23 protein-coding genes and 1 pseudogene are annotated in these 23,357 nt (G+C 44.4%); 14 read left to right on the forward strand and 10 right to left on the reverse strand.

Going from position 1 to position 23,357, the window contains the following annotated elements; all coding sequences use genetic code 11:
• Window positions 1-126 precede the first annotated feature (126 nt).
• Window positions 127-333: pseudogene (locus E2B99_RS06555) on the reverse strand (solute carrier family 23 protein); the annotation flags it as partial.
• 229 nt (window positions 334-562) lie between these two features.
• On the opposite strand from E2B99_RS06555, the gene vapB reads away from it, so the two are divergent.
• The 3 genes from vapB (at window position 563) to E2B99_RS06570 (ending at window position 2,224) form a co-directional block, all read left to right on the forward strand.
• Entirely contained in the window at window positions 563-793 is a 231-nt protein-coding gene (gene vapB / locus E2B99_RS06560; RefSeq protein ID WP_134244145.1) for a type II toxin-antitoxin system VapB family antitoxin, read from the forward strand.
• An 11-nt stretch (window positions 794-804) separates the two neighbouring features.
• Window positions 805-1,194 (forward strand): type II toxin-antitoxin system tRNA(fMet)-specific endonuclease VapC, encoded by a 390-nt coding sequence (vapC, locus tag E2B99_RS06565; protein ID WP_346553859.1) that lies wholly within the window; start codon window positions 805-807, stop codon window positions 1,192-1,194.
• 292 nt (window positions 1,195-1,486) lie between these two features.
• Window positions 1,487-2,224 carry a hypothetical protein gene (locus tag E2B99_RS06570; protein WP_134244147.1) on the forward strand — a complete coding sequence of 246 codons (738 nt, stop codon included), beginning with the start codon at window positions 1,487-1,489 and terminating at the stop codon, window positions 2,222-2,224.
• A 54-nt stretch (window positions 2,225-2,278) separates the two neighbouring features.
• On the opposite strand, the gene E2B99_RS06575 is transcribed toward E2B99_RS06570, so the two are convergent.
• From E2B99_RS06575 to E2B99_RS06585, 3 genes are all read right to left on the reverse strand, one after another.
• On the reverse strand, window positions 2,279-4,174 hold the full coding sequence (locus tag E2B99_RS06575; protein WP_134244148.1) for a SurA N-terminal domain-containing protein: 1,896 nt from the start codon (window positions 4,172-4,174) through the stop codon (window positions 2,279-2,281).
• Window positions 4,175-4,325: 151 nt separating this feature from the next.
• Window positions 4,326-4,598 (reverse strand): HU family DNA-binding protein, encoded by a 273-nt coding sequence (locus E2B99_RS06580; RefSeq protein WP_134244149.1) that lies wholly within the window; start codon window positions 4,596-4,598, stop codon window positions 4,326-4,328.
• A 187-nt stretch (window positions 4,599-4,785) separates the two neighbouring features.
• Window positions 4,786-5,277, reverse strand: a complete 492-nt coding sequence (locus tag E2B99_RS06585; protein ID WP_430981456.1) for a phasin family protein — start codon at window positions 5,275-5,277, stop codon at window positions 4,786-4,788.
• Window positions 5,278-5,478: 201 nt separating this feature from the next.
• On the opposite strand from E2B99_RS06585, the gene E2B99_RS06590 reads away from it, so the two are divergent.
• The 8 genes from E2B99_RS06590 to fdx all read left to right on the forward strand — a co-directional run bounded on the left by E2B99_RS06590 (window position 5,479) and on the right by fdx (window position 11,684).
• Window positions 5,479-6,123, forward strand: coding sequence for a hypothetical protein (locus E2B99_RS06590; protein WP_134244150.1), 645 nt, complete (start codon window positions 5,479-5,481; stop codon window positions 6,121-6,123).
• Window positions 6,124-6,265: 142 nt separating this feature from the next.
• The gene (locus E2B99_RS06595; RefSeq protein ID WP_134244151.1) at window positions 6,266-6,745 is read left to right on the forward strand and encodes an Rrf2 family transcriptional regulator; all 480 of its coding nucleotides are present in this window, start codon (window positions 6,266-6,268) and stop codon (window positions 6,743-6,745) included.
• Window positions 6,742-7,959 carry an IscS subfamily cysteine desulfurase gene (locus E2B99_RS06600; protein WP_134244152.1) on the forward strand — a complete coding sequence of 406 codons (1,218 nt, stop codon included), beginning with the start codon at window positions 6,742-6,744 and terminating at the stop codon, window positions 7,957-7,959. The genes E2B99_RS06595 and E2B99_RS06600 overlap by 4 nt, the downstream gene beginning before the upstream one ends.
• Window positions 7,960-8,052: 93 nt before the next feature.
• Window positions 8,053-8,445 carry a Fe-S cluster assembly scaffold IscU gene (gene iscU, locus E2B99_RS06605; RefSeq protein ID WP_026470564.1) on the forward strand — a complete coding sequence of 131 codons (393 nt, stop codon included), beginning with the start codon at window positions 8,053-8,055 and terminating at the stop codon, window positions 8,443-8,445.
• A gap of 35 nt (window positions 8,446-8,480) precedes the next feature.
• Window positions 8,481-8,801: an iron-sulfur cluster assembly protein IscA gene (iscA, locus tag E2B99_RS06610; RefSeq protein WP_026470563.1), complete on the forward strand. Its 321-nt coding sequence runs from the start codon at window positions 8,481-8,483 to the stop codon at window positions 8,799-8,801.
• Between the two features lie 45 nt (window positions 8,802-8,846).
• A complete protein-coding gene (gene hscB / locus E2B99_RS06615; protein ID WP_134244153.1) occupies window positions 8,847-9,386 on the forward strand; it encodes a Fe-S protein assembly co-chaperone HscB in 540 nt (179 codons plus the stop codon).
• A gap of 50 nt (window positions 9,387-9,436) precedes the next feature.
• The gene (gene hscA, locus E2B99_RS06620) at window positions 9,437-11,287 is read left to right on the forward strand and encodes a Fe-S protein assembly chaperone HscA (RefSeq protein WP_134244154.1); all 1,851 of its coding nucleotides are present in this window, start codon (window positions 9,437-9,439) and stop codon (window positions 11,285-11,287) included.
• Window positions 11,288-11,345: 58 nt separating this feature from the next.
• On the forward strand, window positions 11,346-11,684 hold the full coding sequence (gene fdx / locus E2B99_RS06625) for an ISC system 2Fe-2S type ferredoxin (protein ID WP_134244155.1): 339 nt from the start codon (window positions 11,346-11,348) through the stop codon (window positions 11,682-11,684).
• Between the two features lie 345 nt (window positions 11,685-12,029).
• On the opposite strand, the gene E2B99_RS06630 is transcribed toward fdx, so the two are convergent.
• The 3 genes from E2B99_RS06630 to E2B99_RS06640 all read right to left on the reverse strand — a co-directional run bounded on the left by E2B99_RS06630 (window position 12,030) and on the right by E2B99_RS06640 (window position 15,186).
• Window positions 12,030-13,448 (reverse strand): adenylate/guanylate cyclase domain-containing protein, encoded by a 1,419-nt coding sequence (locus tag E2B99_RS06630; protein WP_134244156.1) that lies wholly within the window; start codon window positions 13,446-13,448, stop codon window positions 12,030-12,032.
• Between the two features lie 97 nt (window positions 13,449-13,545).
• Window positions 13,546-13,980 carry an HIT domain-containing protein gene (locus tag E2B99_RS06635; RefSeq protein WP_134244157.1) on the reverse strand — a complete coding sequence of 145 codons (435 nt, stop codon included), beginning with the start codon at window positions 13,978-13,980 and terminating at the stop codon, window positions 13,546-13,548.
• Window positions 13,981-14,424: 444 nt separating this feature from the next.
• Window positions 14,425-15,186, reverse strand: coding sequence for a glutathione S-transferase family protein (locus E2B99_RS06640; protein WP_134244158.1), 762 nt, complete (start codon window positions 15,184-15,186; stop codon window positions 14,425-14,427).
• 232 nt (window positions 15,187-15,418) lie between these two features.
• Here E2B99_RS06640 and ychF point away from each other — a divergent pair, with 232 nt between their 5' ends.
• Window positions 15,419-16,510, forward strand: coding sequence for a redox-regulated ATPase YchF (gene ychF, locus E2B99_RS06645; RefSeq protein WP_134244159.1), 1,092 nt, complete (start codon window positions 15,419-15,421; stop codon window positions 16,508-16,510).
• Between the two features lie 146 nt (window positions 16,511-16,656).
• Here ychF and efp read toward each other — a convergent pair whose 3' ends face one another.
• The 3 genes from efp to E2B99_RS06660 all read right to left on the reverse strand — a co-directional run bounded on the left by efp (window position 16,657) and on the right by E2B99_RS06660 (window position 18,990).
• The gene (efp, locus tag E2B99_RS06650; RefSeq protein WP_026470556.1) at window positions 16,657-17,223 is read right to left on the reverse strand and encodes an elongation factor P; all 567 of its coding nucleotides are present in this window, start codon (window positions 17,221-17,223) and stop codon (window positions 16,657-16,659) included.
• Window positions 17,224-17,370: 147 nt separating this feature from the next.
• The gene (gene earP, locus E2B99_RS06655; RefSeq protein WP_134244160.1) at window positions 17,371-18,546 is read right to left on the reverse strand and encodes an elongation factor P maturation arginine rhamnosyltransferase EarP; all 1,176 of its coding nucleotides are present in this window, start codon (window positions 18,544-18,546) and stop codon (window positions 17,371-17,373) included.
• Window positions 18,547-18,990, reverse strand: a complete 444-nt coding sequence (locus E2B99_RS06660; RefSeq protein WP_166739000.1) for a hypothetical protein — start codon at window positions 18,988-18,990, stop codon at window positions 18,547-18,549.
• A 300-nt stretch (window positions 18,991-19,290) separates the two neighbouring features.
• Here E2B99_RS06660 and purT point away from each other — a divergent pair, with 300 nt between their 5' ends.
• The gene (gene purT / locus E2B99_RS06665) at window positions 19,291-20,511 is read left to right on the forward strand and encodes a formate-dependent phosphoribosylglycinamide formyltransferase (RefSeq protein WP_134244162.1); all 1,221 of its coding nucleotides are present in this window, start codon (window positions 19,291-19,293) and stop codon (window positions 20,509-20,511) included.
• Between the two features lie 107 nt (window positions 20,512-20,618).
• Window positions 20,619-23,297 (forward strand): [protein-PII] uridylyltransferase, encoded by a 2,679-nt coding sequence (glnD, locus tag E2B99_RS06670; RefSeq protein WP_134244163.1) that lies wholly within the window; start codon window positions 20,619-20,621, stop codon window positions 23,295-23,297.
• Window positions 23,298-23,357 lie beyond the last annotated feature (60 nt).

The raw sequence follows: 23,357 nt of genomic DNA on the forward strand, positions 1-23,357 counted from the left end.
GATGATTTGATTGGTAGTATACAACATCAGAAAGTTACCTTTGTTTGATTAAGATTCGACACCTTTATCTAAACGGGTAACTTTCTCTTTTTCAAGATCTTTGTCCGATCAGATCGGAACTAATACAACTAAACCACAGGCAATAATACCACTCATTGCTGTGGCCAGATTCGGATTAAGCCCTGTGCCAGAATATCCGGTTGCTGCAATAACAACTCAAATAAAGGCAAAGCTCGAACTCAAATAACAAGGGATACGACCACTTGTTAACAGGAAAAATAGCAAGCTACTTATGCCAGATATTAAAATAGCAAGATTTGCATCAAATCCCATAAATAATAAAATATTAGGTGAGTCGAATTTGGTGGCTAAAATAAAAAGTAGCCAAATTTTCGGGTATCCGATTTATGTCGTATAATGTATATTATGTTAAATAAGATATAGACTAACTGACTTCTTTAGTATTGCTGATGATGAGCACTACTACGCTCCTTTAAAACTATCTATAACTATAAAACTAGTTGCTATATACTTAAGCCTAGGGCAACTTCAGGAGTTAACGATGACTGTTACCAGTGTATTCACTAACAACCGTTCACAGGCCGTTAGATTACCGACCAGTGTTCGATTTTCACCGACAGTTCAACAGGTGTATATCCGGCAGATCGGTGTGGATCGAGTCATCAGTCCCGTAGGACAAACATGGGACAGCTTTTTTGATGATCCAAACCTGACCATCACTGACGATTTTGAGCGTGGTGATCAGGTTGAAAGCATTCGAGAGCAATTTTAATGCTGAAATATATGCTGGATACCAATATTGTAATTTATGTTATAAAACACAAGCCTCTAGAAGTTAGAGAACGTTTTAACAGTGTTTTCTCCCAGATTTGTGTAAGCAGTATCACTGTTGCAGAATTGGTCTATGGTGCGGAAAACAGTGCCCAGCCAGAACATAATTTAATGGTAGTGGAAAATTTTTTATCTCGGCTACAGGTATTGGATTACGGCACTGAAGCTGCTATTCAGTATGGCAATATCAAAGCTCATTTAAAAAAGCTGGGACAACTCATTAGTGACAACGATTTGCATATCGCAGCCCATGCACGGAGTAAAGGTTTTATTCTGGTGACTAATAACACTAAAGAATTTAATCGTGTTCCTGCACTTCAGTTGGACAATTGGGTGAGTTAATACGAATTCTTTAATTTATTTTCATCTTCCCTGCTCTTACATAATAAATCTTATAAGAGTTAATACTTTTAACTGTTTAATGACTTATAGGAATTTTTGAATATGATTTGGTAGATGAATTTTAAGAAGTAATTTACTTAAATTTTTTATTAGAATTTACACTATGATAAAATTCTAGTTATCTCAAAAGGTGATAAAAAATATGCGACCAGAACGTTTAAGCCAGGCTGAACAGCAAAGTCTGGTGCGGTTAGAAATTTCAAAATGGTTTGATAGTTATCACAATGCGCTAATGCAACTGCGCCAGAAGGCTGAAGCACAGCATGTTCCATTTGAGCTACATAGCTTTGTAAAAAGTCAGGGAGAGCGCTTTGGCAAAGGTTCATCGCTTTTACTTGGTAAACCACGTTTAAAATGTCTAGTGATGCTCACATCATATCATTTAGATGAAATCAAAGTATTAATCGAAGACTATGCGCAACAGGCTCAGACAATCGTAGAACGTTTTGAGCTTAAAAAACTGCCTAAATTGCTCGAAACACCGTTAATTATTGAAGATGTCATTGCTGTTAATTTTACCAAAAATCCTGCTATTTCCATTCTCACGGTTGAGCCTGATGAAGTCATTGAATGGTTCGAACATCAACTGGAAATGCTTCAAAACCATGCTCCAGCGCTGATTGAAAACCAGAAAGCCTTACATGAAATTCACCAGCTTAATGAAAGTATTGCCTATATTAAAAAATTTAAAAATGAAAATGATGGCACGCAAATCCTTAAACGCTTTTATCAATCTGGGTTTTCATATCGGGCTACGTTGCGCTTTGCTAATCACTCCAAGAAGGTGATCAGTTTAAATGAATTCCTTTTCATCGTTGGCTATAATGATGAGCTTCCACGATTTGGCGATAGTACCCAGCTCCCCTACCCGCGCAAAAAGCGTTCCGACGTCATTCTCAAAAGTGATCGCAATATCGTGGCGGAAACCACCAACGAGCTGCATTATTATTTTAGCGAGCCAAAAAAATAACCCGCCATATAAAAAGCCATCCTTTAGGATGGCTTTTAAGTACCTAATTAAGAATTATTTGCTGTCTTCATCAACAGAATGATATTTAATTTTAGCCTTTGCTTTAAGGTATTGAACATAATCAGCCAGTTCCTGCTGACCACGCAAGGTTGCCATTGTGCTGGTTAATTGCTGACGCTGCTCTGGATTCACACTTGCTGGATCACCCGCTATCACCTCTGATACAGCGACAATAATCAGATTACTACCTTCAATATAATAACCTGCAGACCATTGGTTCGCTTTAGGCTTAGCCACTGCAAATGCTGCACGCTCCAGTGCCAGCGGTGCTCCGCTCATCCGAGTGATTTCACCAAGGCTTTGCAGGGTAATATTATTTTCCTGCTGTACCTGAACAGGAGATTTAGTCTCCAAGGCATTTACAATTGCTTTTGCCTTTGCTTCCGCTTTGGCACGCTGTGCTTGTGCTTGCAAAGTTTGCTTAATTTGAGCTGTGGCTTCTGCCAGGGTTTGCGGGCGTGCTACATGATAATTGTTCACTTTTACCCAGATTGTTTTACCGGGAGCAATTTCAATTCCGGTAGAAATCTTGCGGTCGCCATGCACAATGTCATCATTAAACAGCGCTGCTTTAACAGACGCATTATTTAGAGGTTCTGTTGCATTTAGCTTGGTTACATTTTTGGCAGAATTAACAGACAATTTCTGTGCTTTAGCCAATTCCTGCAAGCTGTCTGTATCAACAGCCATATCATTTAAACGATTGACTGTTTCGCTATATAGCTCATCAAGCTTACTCTGTTGCGCTTGTGCAATGAGTTGTGGACGCAGGGAATCCAAACTGGCAACATTGTCTTTTTTAATTTCACTGACTTTAATCAGGTGATAGCCAGCATCCGAACGAACAGGAGCGGACACCTGATTAACTGGCAAACTAAATGCCGTATCATCAAATGCACCCGGGAAGGTTCCCTTGCTTAAAAAGCCCAGGTCTCCACTATTGGCAGCAGAACCAGGGTCTTGTGATACTTCACTGGCCACCTTACCAAAATCTTCACCAGCTTTAATACGTGCAGCAATTTTTTCGATTTGCTGTTTGGCTGCTGCTTCAGAAGTTTTGCCATTTACTTCAATCAGGATATGCTGAATGCGTCGTTCCTCTGCCCCTGCACTCTTGGCCTGCATAGCCTTGTACTGCGCTTGAATATCTGCATCCGTCACCTGCACTTGAGATGCTAATGCATTACTATCCAGCACAACAAAATCCACATCAACGCTTTCTGGCAAACTAAGTTGTGACTTATTCTTATTGTAATAATCAGCAACCTGTTTGTCTGTAATCTGGCTATCAACAACAAAACCACTTAATGGCAAACTGGCAACATGCACTTTGCGTTTTTCGGTTTGCAGGACTGCTAGCCGGTCAATATCAGCCTTACTGGCTAACCCGGTGTCATTAATGCCACCAGCCAGTTGCTGAATTGCCACCTGTTCTCTGACATCATTTAAAAGCTGTGAAAGCGAAGTCCCGGAGTTTTTCAGATAGGTTTGAAACAGTGCATCAGAATACTTGCCATTTTCGTGAAAGCTGGGTTCCTGGCGAATTAACTGACCAATTTGCTGGTCGCTCAATTCAAAGCCCAGTTTTTTGGCTTGATCCAGCAATAAGGCACGATAGACCAGATTATTAGTGACCAGTTTTTTGATTGCATCCTGATTAAGCTGGCTCTCATCCCCTTTTACCTGCTCCAGTAACTGTTTACGCTGGTTTTCAATGGCAGTATCAAGCGCTGTCTGGCTAATTTTTGCCTTGTTCACCTGAATGGCTGTTTCATCATTTCCATTTCTGCTGAAATAGCCCTCGATCCCAACCAGTGCAAAGGGAATTAAAAAAATGACCAGTAAAACCTTGCCCAGCCAGCCTCTGATTAAACGACGAAACGCTTCCATAAACCCTACCAAAAAAACGATGCGCAAGCATGTTAGCTTATATTATTCAAGATACAAGTGATTTGAGATATAAGCGCTGTTCTATATGTTTTCAACGCGTTAAATAAACGAAAAACGCGCCATATAAGGCGCGTTGATACTAGAACGCTGATCAGGAAACAGCGTCTTTTAAACCTTTACCAGCTTTAAAGCCGGGTACTTTGGTTGCGGCAATCTTGATGGTTTCGCCAGTTTTTGGGTTACGACCAGAACGTGCAGCGCGTTCTTTCACGCTAAAAGTCCCAAAACCAACCAGCGTTACAGTTTCGCCAGCTTTCAGGGCATCGCTAATAGCACCGATTGTTGCATCCAATGCCTGACTAGCCTGAGCTTTTGATAAACCCCCTTGGGTGGCAATGGCATCAATTAATTCTGCTTTATTCATGAAGTCAACTTCCTCTGAATCACTTTGTTAAAAAAATCAATAATCGCTATCTCGACTTATAGGACTTTATATCAATGCGTTGAGTACAAGGCAAGCACATCCAGACCATAAAGATCAAAAATGGCTGCCTTTTTTAAGTTTTTTCATCAAAAAAATTATGTTTTTAATCTGTTGTATAAAATTTAAACTATTTTTTAGAACGCAGCTTTTTAACTTCTTCTGTTAAATCATCAATTTTTTGTTCCATGCGCTCAATCAACTCAACCAGTTGCGCTACTTCCTTATGGGAAGCAAAACCAATGCGTGATACGGTGGAGTTAACCCGCTCATCAAGTGCACGCTCTACTTTTTCCTTAGTATCGCTAACACGGCCAGTTACCCGGTCTTTAACTTCGCCCACTACCCCAACCGTACTGTCTGCAATATCGCTGGTTTTGGATTCAAGTTCCTCTCCTACCTTTACCAGAGAGTCAAACAGGCGGGTTCCTTCATCTTCAGCACGGGAAAAAGCCCCCAAGCCAGCTAGCCAGATCTGCTTGGTATATTTACGAAAATCCAGAACATTTTTTTTACGATTATGCGCGCCTTGCATCTCCTGATTTTTATCTTCCATATCAGAAGACACATCGTTAGTGTCACTAACTTTAGAATCCACTTCGTTTTTTCTGCTATTGGTCATAACTCTCTCCATAAAATAATGACTGACATTTAAGTAAAAGCGACACTTAACTTCAACAGTAAATTACTCTGAATATATCATAGCGAACATTTCACTCTTAAATTTTTGTCTAACAAGCTATTGACTTTGTGGCGAAACTCTACAAGATAGAACCTAGTTATTTATTAAGTTAACCTTTTGCTTGCCAAGGAAAAATGTTGTATGCCTTCACAACAGGCGCCACAAGAGCGGAATTTATTTCAGTCCTTTTTACTCATTCTTATTGAAACTCTGCTTACTTTCCTGCTCAAGCATGACCGTATGTCGCGTCATCATGCCCAGCATTTAATTCAGCGTCGTGCCTTGATTTGTGTCAAGACTCACCTGCCTAGTGACACGTTTTATGTCACCTTTGCACCGCAAGGTGTACTGTTTGACTTTGAGATAGCGCAGAATGCCAAAATTGATGCCACCGTCACAGCTTCTACCCTAACCTTGCTTAGAGCTTTTTTTACAGCTAAACCAGTATCGTTTGAAAAAATTAGCATCACAGGCGAACAGCAGCTTGCAACCGAATTACGCCACCTGATGGAATACTTCAATCTGCCGCAAATTGTTTCGGACTGGCGAAGCTGGTTTACTTTCGAATCCAATGATGTAACACCGGTTTCCCAGCGCATGAAACCATTATTGCGCCGTATTGATGAGCAGCGCCTACAACTCAGCAATATGTCAATTGCAGCAAAACAGCAAGCCTATGAACTCAAAATGATAAAAAAACGCTACCAGGTACTTTTAGTGATTCTGGGCGTGATCATTATGTTATTACTGACTGGTTTACTTTATACTTGGTGGTACTTTAGCTAATGGCCTAAATTTACAATTTTTAGTGCCATTTATATTTTCAGAATTGATATTAACTATTTAAAAAAACGTCAGAATTAAACTTGACTAAATTAGTCGGAATTCATTAAAATTAGTCTATTCCATTTTTTGCGTTCATCGGATTATGCGCCTGACCACTCGCGGTCGCTATGCCGTGACTGCCCTGCTTGACCTCGCACTCCAGCCAGCTGACCAAACTATTACGCTTGCCGAAATTGCTGCAAGGCAATCCATTTCGGTGGCTTATCTTGAGCAACTGTTTGCCAAATTAAAGCGTCAGGGGCTGGTATCCAGTGTCCGTGGTGCCAATGGTGGCTATCGGCTGGCACGTTCTGCTCATGATATTGCGGTTCTTGAGATCATTGAAGCAGTAAATGAGTCAGTTGATGCAACCCGTTGTGACCATAAAGGCAATTGCCAGAATGGCGCAATGTGCCTGACCCATGACTTATGGCAGGATTTGTCCAATCATATTGAACATTATCTTGCTGGTATTACCCTTGCGAGTCTGGTTGAGCGCAAGAATGTTCAGGCGGTTGTGCTACGCCAGAATGCCTCTCCGATTGATCCTTCACGTTTAACGCTTGCAGGTAACCTGTTATGAAACGTCCTATTTATCTCGATTATGCTGCAACCACGCCAGTTGATCCACGTGTTGCTGATCGCATGATGCAATTTTTGACTATGGATGGCGTATTTGGTAACCCTGCCTCACGTTCGCATGGCTATGGCTGGCAAGCTGAAGAAGCTGTGGAGCATGCGCGTCAGCAAGTTGCCGATCTGATTAAAGCGGATCCCCGTGAAATTGTATGGACTTCAGGTGCCACTGAATCAAACAATCTGGCGATCAAGGGTGTTGCCCATTTTTACCAGAAAAAAGGCAAACACATCGTTACCAGTAAAATTGAGCATAAAGCTGTACTGGATACCTGCCGTCAGTTAGAAGATGAAGGTTTTGAAGTTACTTATCTGGATGTCCAGCCCGGTACCGGCCGTATTACCCCGCAAATGCTGGAAGCTGCATTGCGTGAAGATACCATTTTAGTGTCATTGATGATGGTGAACAATGAACTGGGTAATCTAACTGATATTGAAGCGATTGGCGAAATTACCCGGGCTCGTGGCATTTATTTGCATGTGGATGCTGCACAGGCAGCGGGTAAAACAGAAATTGACCTGTCTCGCATGAAAGCAGATCTGATGAGTTTTTCAGGTCACAAAATTTATGGTCCTAAGGGGATTGGCGCCCTGTATGTGCGCCGTAGCCCCCGTGTGCGCTTAAAGGCACAGATTCATGGTGGCGGGCACGAGCGTGGCATGCGTTCTGGTACATTGCCTACTCACCAGATTGTGGCTATGGGTGAAGCATTTGAGATTGCCGGTCGTGAAATGGCTGCTGAACAACAGCGTCTGGAAGTCCTGCGTACCAAACTCTGGAATGGCTTGCAGGATTTGGAAGAAGTTCACTTAAACGGTGATCCGGATTATCGCGTTGCCAACTACCTGAATGTCAGCTTTAACTTTGTTGAAGGTGAATCGCTGATGATGGCATTGAAAGACCTTGCCGTATCCTCAGGTTCAGCCTGTACCTCTGCCACACTAGAGCCATCTTATGTGTTGCGTGCTTTAGGTTTACCTGATGAGCTGGCACACAGTTCTATCCGCTTTAGTTTTGGCCGTTATACCACTGAAGATGATATTGATCAGGTACTTGCCTTTACCCGCTCGGCTGTTGACAAGTTGCGCGCACTCTCTCCGCTATGGGATATGTATAAAGAAGGCATTGACCTGTCTACCGTACAGTGGGCAGCGCACTAACCCGATCTTGTTTTAAAAATGACGGATTTAAATTGTGGGGAGCAATCCCCATATTAATTATCACTCGCTGACCCCGAGGTTTGGAGAAGCAAAATGGCATACAGCAACAAAGTAATTGATCACTACGAAAATCCACGCAATGTGGGTGTTCTGGATAAGGATGCTGACAATGTCGGCACTGGCATGGTTGGTGCACCAGCATGCGGTGACGTGATGCGCTTGCAGATTCAGGTTAATGATGCTGGCATCATTGAAGAAGCTCGTTTTAAAACCTATGGTTGTGGTTCTGCAATTGCTTCAAGTTCGCTGGTGACTGAGTGGCTTAAAGGTAAAACCCTGGACCAGGCACAAGCCATCAAAAACAAGGACATTGCCCAGGAACTGGCCTTGCCTCCGGTAAAGATCCATTGCTCGGTACTGGCAGAAGATGCCATTAAGGCAGCCATTGAAGATTACCGTAGTAAAAAAGTTGCTGACCAAGCTTAAGTTTATTGTTTCACCCTGCTACAGGAGCAACCCGTATGATTCACTTGACTGAACGCGCTGCACGTCACGTCTATGATTTTTTGCAAAATCGTGGCAAGGGTGAAGGTATTAAAGTAGGTGTAAAAACTTCGGGCTGTTCTGGCTTGGCATATGTTCTGGAATTTGTGGATCAGGTTGATCCGCATGACACTGCATTTGAAGCATTTGGGGTTAAGGTGTTTGTTGATCCAAAAAGTCTGGTGTACTTGAATGGTCTTGAAATGGACTACGTCAAGAACGGCCTTAATGAGGGATTTGAATTTAACAACCCTAACCAGAAAGGTGAATGTGGTTGTGGTGAGTCATTTACCGTTTAAGCAAACGGCTTTATATATTTTTTTGATGTCGCTAAAGGTGATGCTGTGACTTATTTTGAGCTGTTTGATATAAGCCCCAGTTTTGATGTTGATTTATCTCACCTCAAGGCTAAATACCGTCAACTCCAGCAGCAATACCATCCGGATCGGCAACAGGCAAACCCTAATGGTGGCCAGCAGGCGCTTCAGCAATCTAGCCAGATTAATCAGGCCTACCAGACGTTAAGTCACGCCGATAGCCGCGCGGCTTATTTGCTTCAGCTTAACAAGCAGGATGGCGGTCTGGAAAACTCTATTGGCGATCTGGAGTTTTTGCAGCACGCGCTGGAACTACGCGAACAACTCGAAGAAGCCTCTACCCCGGAACAACTGGACTCCCTACGCATTGAGGTTACTCAATGGCTCGAAGCTTTAAGCCGCGAGTTCAAGATTGATCTTGAGGAGCAGGACTGGGTAGATGCCCGTGATACAACCCGCAAGTTGCGCTTCATTCAGCGCGTTCTCCTTGACATTGATAAAGCAGAAGATCGTTTTGATGAGTTTGGCTCAGAAGATCTGGATGCTGCATTTGATGACGAGTTTTAAGCGCTATTTCTAATTATTGGTTTTAACGGTTATAAAAAGGTTTTTATCGTATGGCGTTGCTGCAAATTGCTGAACCCGGCCAGTCCACTGCTCCGCATCAACACCGTATTGCAGTAGGGATTGATTTGGGGACTACTCACTCCCTAGTAGCAACTGTCCGTTCTGGTAAACCGGTAGTACTGGCTGATGAATACGGCAAGTTGCTATTACCATCAGTGGTACACTACGGTACAGAAACCACCACAGTAGGTCAGGCAGCACGTAATTTTATTGAGCAAGACCCACACAATACAATTGTTTCCGTTAAACGTTTTATGGGCCGCTCACGTCATGATATTCGTTTTGAGCATCCCTATACGCTTGAAGGCGACCATGACCAGATGCCTGCATTTGTCACCAGTCAGGGCCGTAAGACACCGGTAGAAATCTCGGCAGATATTCTGTTCCGTTTAAAAAAACTGGCTGAACAATCACTGGCTGACAATCTGACTGGTGCAGTGATTACTGTTCCGGCCTACTTTGATGAAGCCCAGCGTCAGGCAACGCGCGATGCTGCACAGCTTGCTGGATTGAATGTATTACGACTTCTGAACGAACCTACAGCAGCGGCCATAGCTTATGGCCTTGATAAAATCGATAGTGCCGAAGAAAAAATTCAGGTTATTTTTGATCTGGGTGGCGGTACTTTTGATGTTTCAGTGCTGCGGTTAAGCAAAGGAATTTTTGAGGTTTTGGCTACCGGCGGACATACCGCCCTGGGTGGCGATGACATTGACCGTATCATTGCCAAATGGGTTCGCGAGCAAACTTCAAACCTTTCCCTTTCTGCTGCGGATAGTCAGGCTTTAATGATACTGGCGCGCCAGGTTAAGGAACAATTGACAGAACAGGAAAGTCTACAATTCAACTTTAAGGAATTTTCATATCAGCTGGATCGCACCCAGTTTAATACCCTGATTGCGCCTGTCATTGAACGCACACTGACGGTTTGCAAACGTGTATTGCGTGACGCCAAAATTAAGATTAACCAGATTGATGCCGTGGTCTTGGTCGGTGGTTCAACCCGTTCCCCAGCGATTCAAAATGCAGTGGCGAATTTTTTTGAACAAACCCCACTCTGCTCACTGGACCCTGATCAGGTAGTAGCGCTCGGTGCTGCGATTTCAGCAGATCAGCTTGTTGGCAATCAGGCTAATGGCGCACTACTTCTGGATGTGACGCCTTTGTCGTTGGGTTTGGAAACCATGGGTGGACTAGTGGAACGCGTTATTCCGCGTAATACGCCTATTCCCGTAGCACGCCAGCAGGAATTTACCACTTATAAGGATGGCCAGACTGCCATGCTGATTCATGTGGTTCAAGGCGAGCGTGATCTGGTAGAGCATTGCCGCTCGCTGGGCAAATTTGAGCTGCATGGTATTCCGCCCATGACTGCCGGTGCTGCACGCATTGAAGTTAAATTCCAGATTGATGCCGATGGCTTGTTGTCAGTTATTGCGCGTGAAGCCACTAGCGGAGTGAATAGCCAGATTAACATCAAGCCTTCCTATGGCTTATCCGAGCAAGATACTGCACGCCTGCTCACCGAAGGCTTCCAGTTTGCCGAAGAAGATAAAACCCTGCGCCAATTACAAGAAACCAAGGTTGAGGCAGAACGTGAACTGGAAGCGCTAGATCAGGCAATTGTAGCGGATGGACAGTTGCTGGATGCCATTGATCTGGATGCTTTGCAGCGTGCCATGCAAGCTGTACGTGAAGCCTTGCAAACCAATCAGCTTAACCGGATTGATATGGCTATTGCTCGCCTAAAAGGTCATAGCAATAATTTTGCTGCGATTCGTATGAACCAGCATGTTGATACAGCCTTAAAAGGCACGAGTCTTAATGACTGGAATTCATAGTGTCAAATCGTATTGATAAGCCGATCAGGTTTTAGCTAGAAAATTACAGAGAACTATCATGCCCCGTATTACTGTGCTCCCTCACCCGCAATTTTGTCCTGAAGGGAAAACCTTTGAGGTTGAACCGAATGCCAATTTGTGCCAAAGCTTACTGGATAATGAAGTTTGCATTGAACATGCCTGTGATATGTCAGCAGCCTGCACTACCTGCCATGTGATTGTGCGTCAGGGTTTTAACTCACTCGACGAAATGGATGATGTGGAAGCAGATTTGCTAGATCGTGCTTGGGGTTTGGAGCCAGATTCGCGACTGTCCTGCCAGGTTTTAGTAGAAGATAAAGATCTGGAAATTGAAATTCCAAAATATACGATTAACCATGCCTCAGAGCGTCATTAATTACTTTAGCATATGAGTGTCTTAATACCTGCCTGACTTAAATTCTAACTAACTTAAGCACTGTTACGCTTGTCGACTCAGCTAAATTAAATTCTAATAAGATTCGGCAAGTGTTATTTATTTTAATAATTATTCTTTATCTCTAATAGTTTAAATCAACCTATTGGTTAGCCTTTTATTATTCATTTGGACTACGTAAAATGAAGGTTTTCTAAAGAGTTACTACCAAATTTTTAAATCTACACTAGGATAATAAATTAGTTTTTAAATAGCTATAATTTAAGAACTATATTAAATGTTAAAGATGGGTATTAATCGATTGTAGTACAAAATATGAGTAACAGACTAACGCTTATATTTATCTTGCGGCTGAAAGCGGGTTTCTTCCATTTTGAGTCGCTTGGTGACCTGCTCAAGAATCTGAATGGCTTTTGCCCCTTCATAAGGTTTAAGCTCGTTTAAATCAAGTTGTAGGTGAAAGCCTTGCAACTCATAGTCAATCCAGCGATTGGTTGCAGCTTTTTCACTGCCCTGTCGTCCTACAATTTGCCAGGTCAATACAGGTTCACTTAAGCCTTTAAGCTGTAGCTCGCCTTTTTCCAGGCAGGTGAAACTGTCTTTAACCAATTGATAGGTGGATTCAGAAATCAAAATCTGGTCAATTTCTGCGGCAGTTTGCAGCCGTGCTGCCAGATTGGCATCGCGTCCAACGATAGTATAGCTCATGCGTGAGCTGGTGCCGAAATTACCCACATGGCAATAACCGGTATTAATACCAATGCGGATATGTAGGCCACTATATCCCAGCCGCTTCCAGCGCTCACGCAGAATTTTCATTTCGTTAAGCATCGCCATTGCCATATAGATACAGGCTTTGGCATCTTCTTTATAGCCTTTGGATTCCGGGTCGCCAAAGAAAATCAGGATGGCATCACCCATGTATTTATCAACAGTCCCGCCATGACGCCGGGCAATATCGGTCATATGTTCAAAATAATCATTCAGGATAAATGCCAGATCATCAGGCAATAGTTTTTCAGAAAGTTCAGTAAAACCCTGAATATCTGAAAAAAAGATGGTCAGCTTTTTGCGTTTGTTATCAATCTTGGCTTCATGGTCGCCACGGATAATCGACTGCCAGATTTGGGAAGGTGCATAACGCGCCAGTTTATTGGCCAGCGTCAGATACTTGGTGACCTGCTCATCTACATGCTTCTTCTCACCTTCAATGCGATGCAAGCGCTGATTAAAATAAACTAGTCCTACACTCAGATAAATGGTCAGGCATAAAATGCTGATAACTGAAACCACCATTGGGCTGTTTTTAAAATCAATATCATTGATACCTAACAGATAGCAAAACAGGTACAACATGCTGACTGAAACCAGTGCCACCGTTAAAAGGCCAAGCCAGCCTACCCGTACCCAGATAGCGCCATAAATTAGTCCTATAATGACCAATAAACTGGGAATAACAGCAAATTCGATGCTAATCAGCCAAAATGATACAAACAGGGCATCAATCAATAAAATTATATTTTTGGCCAGCGGATAACCGAAACGACGGATTAAACGGTTTGAACTGTAATTCTGGATAAAAGGCGTTAAGAAAATTGTTGTAATAATAACGAATGGATGATTAGGGTGAACAGCATTACTGTAGAGTGCAGCGAGAAAAATAATAAGTATAAGAAAATAGGCGACATAACGATGATATCGCGCAAACTGCAAAGGATCTTTATTCAGAATATCAAAGCTTAGCACACAAATCCCTGTATCTGGCCTGTATTTCTTATACCCTAAAGCGTTTCAAAGCAGAACCAGACACGTCCTGTAACGCAGAACGTGTCTGTAATAATGATTATTCCATGCGCCAGTCAAATGGCATTTCACTCTGACCACGCAGGGCAAGCATTAAAGTCTGACGCATGTGAGCCAGTACATCACTGGTATAGGGAACTGCAGGTGTACCCCACACTGGCTTTGGCCAGACAGCATCGTTCTGGTAACGCACAATATGATGGAAATGCAGTTGCGGTACCATGTTACCCAATGCAGCAACATTCATTTTATCGGCACGGAAAACGCGGGCTAACTGGCTGGACAGCCAACTGGACTCACGTAAAAATTGCTCCTGATCGGCTTGACTGAGCTCATAAAGCTCACTAACGCCGGGAACACGCGGAACCAAAATTAACCAGGGAAACTGCATGTCATTCATGAGGCGACATGTCGAAAGTGGGAAATCACCAACCCAGAACGTATCCTGAGCCAGCTGGGAGTGCAAACTAAACATAGTCGTTTTAATGCAAATGCGATAAAGCGCTTATACTATCACAGCAAACCGCGTAAACAGTATAGTAGCGCTGAGATTTTACATCGAAAAAACAAAGTCATAATTTACAGTTCTGTTGCATCATCCATTTCAAACTCAAAATCCTGTTCATCAATTTCAAGTTCAATGGCTGAATTTACATAATTAATTAAGCGTTTCATCATATTTTCCTTATTCATCAAAATGATGTTATTGATCAGTACGACTGCATTCAGCACAGTCTGTTCTCTTAATATATAAACTGATTTGAATAACCAGCGATGCAATTACTGCGCCAATTAATTTAATGGTTTTTATATGACCGACCAATGACAATGCTGTTTCTTTTTACACGTATTATTTATCATCTTGTATTGTTTTATTTAAAAGCCAGCATTAACTAATACTGGCTTTTATGTAGACAAATTAAAGGCCGCGCCAGTCCACCCGGGCATGGCGTTCATTTTGATAGATACGCATCACATACTGGCCAAATGGACGATCCAGTAATTCCTGACGATAGGCACGAATTGGCTCTGGCAACTGCTCTGGCTCATCAAGCTGCCAGGGTGTGCCCTGTGGCCCAAACAATGGTGCTGATAAGGCGCATACCGCAATATCCGCCAGTCCCAGACGGTCACTCACTAGATATCGGCCCCCATTGGCAATCAGTTTTTGCTCGACCTGATTAATCAGTGTATCCAGTTTTTGCTTGGATGCTTCTGCTTTTTTGGGATAAATGCCATACAAGCGAATCACACCTTTTTTAATAAAAGGCTTGGAAAAACGCTCGGTGAATCGTAAAAAACCCTTTTCTCCCAGCATGATTTCCATGGTTTCGGGTTCATCCAGCAGGTACAGGTACATCCAGCGACGCACATGAACACCAATCTGGCTGGCAATTTGATCCAGCTCGATGGCTTGGGCACGAAACTCGGGTTCACGGCGCAAGTATGGCTGTTCGGGATACATGCCATCCAGATACAGGGCAATCTCGGTAGAATCGGCAATCCAGTTCTTGCCATCATGCAACATGGGCAATGTGTTTTTGCTGGTTTTAAAACGCACCCAGGGCCGGTGCAGGCCGGGAATCAGATTCTTGGCCACATAATCCAGTTCTTTATGATCAAGCAACCAGCGGGCTTTTTCACAATAATGTGATAATGGAAATTGATACAAGGTGCGCATAAACACTCCAAGACAGGATTTTTTAAGAAATTTTGCCATATCATAACAGACTAATCCGACCTTGGTCTGTTTCTCATTTGCCTATACGAGCTGAAGTGTCACTCGGCATTTGCCTTCTTCTCAAAAAGACTCTTAGATTTTTTTCTTGCATCCGGGCCTTGCAATGCTCTGCTTTTCCCTCGCTCATGATAAGATATGCGCCAGTTTTTATATTAAATAGATGAGCACTTTCATGGGTTTTAATTGCGGTATTGTTGGCCTGCCAAACGTGGGTAAATCGACACTGTTTAATGCATTGACCAAGGCAGCCATTGCAGCAGAAAACTTTCCGTTTTGCACCATTGAACCCAATACCGGGATTGTTCCCATGCCGGATACGCGTCTTGACAAGCTGGCAGCCATTGTAAAACCAGAGCGCATTATTCCAACCACCATGGAATTTGTGGATATTGCCGGTCTGGTAGCCGGTGCCAGTAAAGGTGAAGGTTTGGGTAACCAGTTTCTGGCCAATATTCGTGAAACTGATGCCATCGCCCATGTGGTACGTTGTTTTGAAGATGAAAACGTCATTCACGTGAATGGTAAAATCGATCCGCTGGATGACATTGCGACCATTAACACCGAACTGGCACTGGCTGACCTTGATACCGTCGCAAAAGCATTGCTACGCCTGACCAAGGTCGCACGTGGTGGTGACAAGGATGCACTGGCAACCAAAGCCGTGCTGGAAAAAATTGAACCCGTGTTAAACGAAGGTCGCCCTGCCCGTGCTGCTGATTTGTCCGATGATGACCGCAAACTAATTCGCGGTTTTGGCCTAATGACGCTAAAACCCACCATGTATATTGCCAACGTGGCAGAAGACGGCTTTGACAATAATCCGCATCTGGAAGCAGTTAAACAGTTAGCAGCCAGTGAAAATGCGCAAGTTGTGGCATTATGCAATCAGATTGAAGCGGAAATTTCCCTGCTGGAAGATGAAGACCGTGCCGAGTTTTTAGAAGCCATGGGGATGGAAGAACCAGGATTAAATCAGGTGATCCGTGCCGGTTATGCTTTGCTTGGCTTGCAAACTTACTTTACTGCTGGTGTGAAGGAAGTACGTGCCTGGACCGTTAAAGTCGGTGCAACGGCACCACAGGCTGCTGGCGTGATTCATACCGATTTTGAAAAAGGCTTTATCCGGGCTGAAGTGATTGGCTACGATGACTTCATTCAGTACAACGGCGAAGCTGGGGCCAAGGAAGCTGGCAAATGGCGTCTGGAAGGTAAAACCTATGTGGTGCAGGATGGCGATGTGATGCACTTTAGATTTAATGTCTAAGCTGATAGCCTAATTATTTAAAAACGCTGGCATGATCCGGCGTTTTTTTCCGGAAGATTGAATGCTTCATATTGTTAGACGTTATTTGCAAAGTCTAGGATAAAAAAAAGAGAGCCACAGCCCTCTTTTTACATCACACGTTTTGATTAGTTTTTCGCGCGGGCACGGAAAGAACCATCACGGGAATCAATTTCAATACGCTCACCAATTTCAATGAAAGAAGCAACCTGCAACTCATAACCATTGTTTAGCTTGGCTACTTTGGTCACTTTACCAGAAGTGTCACCCTTGGCAGCAGGCTCGGTATAGGCTACTTCGCGCACAATAACGGTTGGCAGTTCAACTGCAATCGGCTTGCCTTCATACAAGGTTACTTCGCAAACATCAGTCATGCCATCTTCAATGAAGTTTTTAACGTCGCCAAGGTTTTCTTCTTCAACTTCAAGTTGGTTAAACTCAGTATCCATGAATACATACATAGGGTCAGCAAAGTATGAATAAGTGGCTTCGCGGGTTTCCAGAATAATCTGGTCAAACTTTTCATCAGCTTTGAATACTGATTCCATCGCCTGCTCGTTTAACAGGTTTTTCATTTTCATTTTAACAACGGCAGCGTTACGGCCAGACTTGTTGAATTCAGTTTTAAGAACAACCATCGGTTGACCGTTAACCATAATCACGTTGCCAGCTTTAACTTCTTGTGCGGTTTTCATGGGATGTATCCTAAATAAGCCCTTTTGCGTTGGTGCAAGATTCTACCCGATTTCTCTCCGGTTTTGCCAAACTCTTGCAGGCTTTTCTATCGGTGAAGGTTAAAAAATATAAATTTTTAGATGCCAGCCATTGATGGATAGTTACTATTATTCCAGTTGATGTTGCTCAACCCATTGCATAAGACGCCTAGCCAGATCAGGCTGCGCTGTCAGAAAACCACTCCAGTCAGACAGTAGATTGCTCCATTCGGCCAAGTCAGTCAGCAGTTGTTGCCATAGTTTGGGATTTGAGGGCGTATTGCCATTCCATGCCTGCATTGCCGTTTGCCACGCAGCATAATCTGCCAAATACTCGTTTTTAACCTGTTGTTTGACCTGATCCATCCAGGCCTGTAATTTAATCAGGTGAGCATTTTCCTCTTGCGGATAAATGTGCCAGATAAAAGGTTTGCCTGCCCATTGCGCCCGCACACAGGAATCCTCACCCCGGATAAAATTCAGGTCACAGGCCCAAAGCAACTGGTCATATTGCAGATGCGATAAAAACGGCAGCACAGCAATTGTCAGGTTCTGGTAGCTTATCTGATCACCAATCTGCAATGTTTTGTGCAACTGCAAGTGTGATTGCAGCCAAAGCTCAATATCAGGAATGGACCTGCTTTTGGGCACCAGCAGCAGTGTTGCAATAGAATCTTCTGCCAAGGCGGTCAGTAAGTCTGCAATCGCATTATTTTCATAGGAAAACAGTGATATTTTTCTGGAAAACTGCATGGCATTGGATAAGTCCAGACCGTGCCAGAATTCGGCCTGCTGTTGGCTATCCTGCTGAAACTGGTCACGTTCACCAAGCAAACACTGCTCCCGGATTAGGCCACCACTTTGCTTGGTGGTGCTGGGAAACCAGAAAGTCTGCTTTAAGCCTGTTGCTGGATGAATCGAAACCATGCCATGGCAATCCATGACCCAGGGTTCGGCACTCATGTATTCCAGATTAATCCAGAGCGGCGGCTGGCCTGTAATGGCTTGTTGCTGCATCTGGTCAATGAGTTGATCTTCTAGCCGGCAGCCAAAGCCCTCAATAATGAGGTCATAAGGCTGATCAAAATAAACATCAGGGTGCCAATGATGCACTGTAATCTGGTCTAGTGGCTGAATGGCTAACTCTGGTTGCAGCTGTGGCGCCAGTATGGCAAAACTGCTGAGATCATTAACAAACAGGCTAACATTTAACTGATATTCTACAGCCAGTTGCCGGGCCAGGCGCCAGCAAACACCAATGTCGCCAAAGTTATCAATAATGTTGCAAAAAATGGCGCAATGCATTTACTGGGACTGCTGTATCGGGTTTTGCAAAACCTTTTCACAGAGACTTTTTTGCTTTTCAAAAATAGCTTGCTTGTCAGCCTGACCGGGGATTTGATTCTGGATGCTTCTGGCCCAGCTATCCAGTGAAATTAGCGCGCCACGACAAATGGTGTATTGATCGCCCACCACGCTATCGGACTGCTTGACCTCAGTATTCCAGCGTAACAACAACTGCCTGATAGGCTGAAAAACCTGTGCTTCCAGCTGGCTAATATCGACAGGCTGCGCCATTAGCACAGGCTCGGTCTTCAATATGAACTGGTAGGTTTGCTGGGCAATATGCGAGGCATCGGTTGATAATTTAACAGCTGGTTTGATCTCACGCTTGTGCGACTCATCCTGTCCTGATTGATTACAGCCAGTCAGGGTGACTAAAAGACTAACGCCTAAACAAATTGCCAACCCAGCCTGCAATCTGTTTTTGATCACTCTATCCTTTATTACCTTGCTACTTTCAATCACTGTGTTTGCTGCCTGCACTGGTTAAAGAACAGGGGATATTGTACGAAAAAACCGGTAAAACTTTAAAGGCTTATGTGTTGTATTGTGCAGGCATTGCATTGACAGCATTTTTTAGCCTTGGTCCCAATACTTTTTTTACAGTGAAAGACGGTTTTAACACGAATCTGCTATGCTATGATTTTTGCCTGATTGCTTTCTGATTTTCACTTTCTTATTTCTTCTGTTGTTCTGGAGCATGCAATGACTGTTACCCTTGGCACCCCGTTACAATCTTCAGCGTTTCGTGTGTTAATGCTGGGTTCTGGTGAACTTGGGAAAGAAGTAGCCATTGCGCTGCAACGCTTTGGCGTCGAAGTATTTGCTGCCGACCGTTATGCCAATGCACCAGCCATGCAGGTTGCCCATCACAGCCGTGTATTGAATATGGCAGACCGCAATGAATTGCAGGCCCTGATTGATGAGGTTCAACCGCACCTGATTGTGCCGGAAATTGAAGCCATTGCCACTGATCTGTTACTGGAAGTTGAGGAAAAAGGTCAGGCAGTGGTCATTCCTTCTGCCAAGGCAGCCAACCTGACCATGAATCGTGAAGGTATTCGTCGCCTTGCTGCTGAAACGCTTGGCCTGCCAACGTCGTCCTATCGCTTTGCCGACAATCTGGACAGCTTTCGTGCCGCCTGTGATGACATTGGTTATCCCTGCTTTGTAAAGCCTGTGATGTCCTCCAGTGGCAAAGGCCAGTCCCGGCTAACCAGTTATAATCAGGTGGATGCAGCATGGGAATATGCAATGCAGGGCGGGCGCGTGAATCAGGGCAAGGTGATTGTAGAAGGACAAATCAATTTTGACTTTGAAATTACCCTGCTGACAGTACGTGCCAAAAACCCGGAAACTGGTGCCATTGAAACCCATTTCTGCGACCCGATTGGCCACCGTCAGGAAGCGGGCGATTATGTAGAAAGCTGGCAGCCGCAACTGATGAGTGACAAAGCGCTGAGCAATACCCGTTATATTGCCGATACAGTGACCCGCAATCTGGGTGGTTGTGGCCTGTTTGGTGTAGAGCTGTTTATTAAAGGCGATATGGTCTGGTTTAGTGAAGTGTCGCCGCGCCCGCATGATACAGGCTTGGTCACCTTAGCCAGCCAGTGCCAAAGTGAATTTGAACTGCATGCCCGCGCCATTTTGGGTCTGCCTGTTGATACTACCCGTCACAGTGCTGCTGCCAGTGCCGTGATTTATGCAGGTCGTGATGAATCCAACCTGTCCTTTGGCAATCTTGAAAAAGCACTAAGCATTAAGGGTTCGGACTTGCGCCTGTTTGGCAAGCCAGAAGGTTTTGCCCGCCGTCGTATGGGCGTTGCTACGGTTTATGCCGAAGATACTGACACGGCACGCAAGCTGGCCAGCGAGGTGGCATCCAGTGTAACGGTTATTTCCAATACGCCTGCTGCTAACTAGGGCAAGTACTGGCGTGTTTTTTGCTATTTGTTTTTTACTATTTAATTGTGCTGCTTGTTTCCCATAATTTGGTTTAATGGCTTTTCCGGCTTAATGCAGGTACTTTTATGCTCGCAACAATTTCTCCCCAGGCGTTTATTGAGCAACCTTCCATCAAGGAACAGGGCCAGGCCCGCGCCCTGATTGAATGGCGCAAAACGCTGGACCAGCAGCTTGATGAGTTACTGGCAGAAGGAGAAAAGATTCGGGATATTGTGCATGCACGCGCGCAAGCCATTGATGACATGCTCAGGCTGCTATGGCAGCAACATGCATTGCCCAGCGAGAATTTAGCGTTGCTGGCCGTGGGTGGCTATGGACGCAGTGAAATGCTGCCCTATTCTGATGTCGATATCCTGATTTTAAGCCGGCATGAGATCGAACCGGACTTGGGTGAAAAAATTTCCGGCTTTGTATCCAGTTTATGGGATACCGGTTTTAAACCCGGTATTAGTGTGCGTTCCATGACTGAATGTCTGGAAGCGGCACAGGATATTACGGTTGCTACCACACTAGTGGAATCCAGACTGGTGGCTGGTGATGAGCAACTGGCCAAAAAACCACGCCAGATTGTGTCTACCGCATGGACTGATAAAACCTTTTTTCAGGAAAAAATGCTGGAACAGCAGCGTCGTTATGCTCAGCACAACAATACTGAAAGTAACCTTGAGCCGGATGTTAAAAATGCCCCCGGTGGCCTGCGTGACCTCAATCAGATTGGCTGGATTGCCAAACGGCATTTTCGCGTAGTTCGGGTATATGATCTGGTTCACCTGGGTTTTATCAGTGAATTTGAGCTACGGGAGCTTGAAGTTGCTGAAGACTTTTTATGGCAAGTGCGTTACCAGTTGCACCGTATTGCCGGACGTGATGAAAACCGCCTGCTGTTTGATTACCAGCGCGAAGTTGCCGCACGTTTGGGTTATATCCAGCAGGAAGATGATGCCCCTAATCATGCGGTAGAACAGTTCATGAAAACCTATTACCGGGTGGCCATGAAAGTTTCTACGCTCAATGAAATGCTGCTGGCCTATTTTTTTGAATCGGTGATTGAACCCCGGCTTACCGATGAAGAAAAGCCACATAAAAGTAATATCAATGAACGGTTTGACATGATTGGCGGTAAAATTGCTGTCACGCATCATCGGGTTTTTTCCGAAACACCCAGTGCCTTGCTGGAGCTGTTTTATATTATGGCCAGTCAGGTTGAGATTACCGGTATTCGTGCCAAAACCTTGCGCTTGCTGATGCTGGCCGCCAAAAGCATTGATGATAATTTCCGGGCCAATCCGGTACATCGCGCCATGTTTATGGCCATCCTGCGCGCACCACATAACCTGTATGAAACCCTGCATGCCATGAAACGCTATGGCGTGCTGGGCAAATATATCCCTGCCTTTGGCCAGATTATCGGCCTGATGCAATATGACCTGTTTCATATCTATACGGTGGATGCCCATACCCTACTGCTCATTCGCAACCTGCGCCGTTTTGGTAAACCGGAATTTGCCAAGGACTATCCCGTGGTGAGTTCGGTATTCCAGCGCCTTGACCGCAAGGAAATCGTGTATCTGGCTGCAATTTTCCATGATATTGCCAAAGGCCGCGGGGGTGATCACAGTGAACTGGGTGCAGAAGATGCGATTGAGTTTTGCCGTAATCATGGCCTGACAGACCGTGAAGGAAAAATTGTGGCATGGCTCACCCGCAATCATCTGGTGATGTCCATTACCTCGCAAAAGAAAGACATTTCCGACCCGGACGTGGTTAAGGATTTTGCCGACCACATGGGCGATATGGTGCATCTGGATTACTTATATAGCCTGACTGTGGCTGATATTAATGCCACTAACCCTAAGCTGTGGAACTCATGGCGTGCCTCACTGATGCGCCAGTTGTATACGCAGGCGCGTGACACCATTCGTAGCGGGCTGGATCGTCCAGTAGATCATCAGCTCATCATTGATGACACCAAGTTTGAAGCCATGCAAACCTTAAGCAATCAATATACTTACGAGGATATTGAAAAAATCTGGCGTGAAATGGGCGATGATTATTTCTTAAAAGAACGTGCCGATGAAGTGGTCTGGCATACGCAGGCCATGATTGAACATGGTGATAACCCTGATCCACTGGTATTGATTCGTGAACACCGCAAGCTGGCCAAGGATACTGCTGAAATTTTTATTTATACCCGTGACCTGCCCAATCTGTTTGCAGCTAGCGTTGCCGTGATGGATCAAATGGATCTCAACGTACAGGATGCCCGCATTATTACGGCTGCCAAGGCCTTTTCACTGGATACCTATATTGTGCTAGATCGTTTTGGCACCCTATTGTCCGATACTGATCGGCAGGCTCAGGTGATTTATGCCCTTACCAATGCGCTCTCTAGACCGGAAGAATTCCCAACCCTGCTCGAACGCCGTATTCCACGACAATTACGGCATTTTGCGGTGCAAACGGAAGTAACGATTCAGTTAAATACGGCACTACAGCAAAACATTGTGGAAATTATGACACTGGATCAGCCGGGATTACTGGCCAAGATTGGCGGTCTGTTTATGATGCAGGGACTGGACATTCATTCTGCCCGGATTGCCACACTGGGTGAGCGTGCGGAAGACAGCTTTTATGTCACCAAGCGCGATGGCATCCCCATGAGTAATGAAGAATCCAAAGCTTTTGGTCATAAGCTGCAACTGGCGCTGGATGAAGCATCGCAGGTGGTGTCAGTGGTGCAATAAGCCCGGTTACTCAGTTTTTTTATAAACCCGTATTCCAGAAGCTATTGTTCAAAAACTGAT

The sequence above is a fragment of the Alkanindiges illinoisensis genome, assembly GCF_004377485.1.
GTDB classification, from domain to species: Bacteria; Pseudomonadota; Gammaproteobacteria; order Pseudomonadales; family Moraxellaceae; genus Alkanindiges; species Alkanindiges illinoisensis_A.

What these genes read in the sequence shown, in the direction of transcription:
- vapB (WP_134244145.1), top strand. Translation starts at nt 563, where the DNA reads ATGACTGTTACCAGTGTATTCACTAACAACCGTTCACAGGCCGTTAGA.
- vapC (WP_346553859.1), top strand. Translation starts at nt 805, where the DNA reads ATGCTGGATACCAATATTGTAATTTATGTTATAAAACACAAGCCTCTA.
- E2B99_RS06570 (WP_134244147.1), top strand. Translation starts at nt 1,487, where the DNA reads ATGCAACTGCGCCAGAAGGCTGAAGCACAGCATGTTCCATTTGAGCTA.
- E2B99_RS06575 (WP_134244148.1), bottom strand. Translation starts at nt 4,174, where the DNA reads ATGGAAGCGTTTCGTCGTTTAATCAGAGGCTGGCTGGGCAAGGTTTTA.
- E2B99_RS06580 (WP_134244149.1), bottom strand. Translation starts at nt 4,598, where the DNA reads ATGAATAAAGCAGAATTAATTGATGCCATTGCCACCCAAGGGGGTTTA.
- E2B99_RS06585 (WP_430981456.1), bottom strand. Translation starts at nt 5,277, where the DNA reads ATGACCAATAGCAGAAAAAACGAAGTGGATTCTAAAGTTAGTGACACT.
- E2B99_RS06590 (WP_134244150.1), top strand. Translation starts at nt 5,479, where the DNA reads ATGCCTTCACAACAGGCGCCACAAGAGCGGAATTTATTTCAGTCCTTT.
- E2B99_RS06595 (WP_134244151.1), top strand. Translation starts at nt 6,266, where the DNA reads ATGCGCCTGACCACTCGCGGTCGCTATGCCGTGACTGCCCTGCTTGAC.
- E2B99_RS06600 (WP_134244152.1), top strand. Translation starts at nt 6,742, where the DNA reads ATGAAACGTCCTATTTATCTCGATTATGCTGCAACCACGCCAGTTGAT.
- iscU (WP_026470564.1), top strand. Translation starts at nt 8,053, where the DNA reads ATGGCATACAGCAACAAAGTAATTGATCACTACGAAAATCCACGCAAT.
- iscA (WP_026470563.1), top strand. Translation starts at nt 8,481, where the DNA reads ATGATTCACTTGACTGAACGCGCTGCACGTCACGTCTATGATTTTTTG.
- hscA (WP_134244154.1), top strand. Translation starts at nt 9,437, where the DNA reads ATGGCGTTGCTGCAAATTGCTGAACCCGGCCAGTCCACTGCTCCGCAT.
- fdx (WP_134244155.1), top strand. Translation starts at nt 11,346, where the DNA reads ATGCCCCGTATTACTGTGCTCCCTCACCCGCAATTTTGTCCTGAAGGG.
- E2B99_RS06635 (WP_134244157.1), bottom strand. Translation starts at nt 13,980, where the DNA reads ATGTTTAGTTTGCACTCCCAGCTGGCTCAGGATACGTTCTGGGTTGGT.
- E2B99_RS06640 (WP_134244158.1), bottom strand. Translation starts at nt 15,186, where the DNA reads ATGCGCACCTTGTATCAATTTCCATTATCACATTATTGTGAAAAAGCC.
- ychF (WP_134244159.1), top strand. Translation starts at nt 15,419, where the DNA reads ATGGGTTTTAATTGCGGTATTGTTGGCCTGCCAAACGTGGGTAAATCG.
- efp (WP_026470556.1), bottom strand. Translation starts at nt 17,223, where the DNA reads ATGAAAACCGCACAAGAAGTTAAAGCTGGCAACGTGATTATGGTTAAC.
- earP (WP_134244160.1), bottom strand. Translation starts at nt 18,546, where the DNA reads ATGCATTGCGCCATTTTTTGCAACATTATTGATAACTTTGGCGACATT.
- purT (WP_134244162.1), top strand. Translation starts at nt 19,291, where the DNA reads ATGACTGTTACCCTTGGCACCCCGTTACAATCTTCAGCGTTTCGTGTG.
- glnD (WP_134244163.1), top strand. Translation starts at nt 20,619, where the DNA reads ATGCTCGCAACAATTTCTCCCCAGGCGTTTATTGAGCAACCTTCCATC.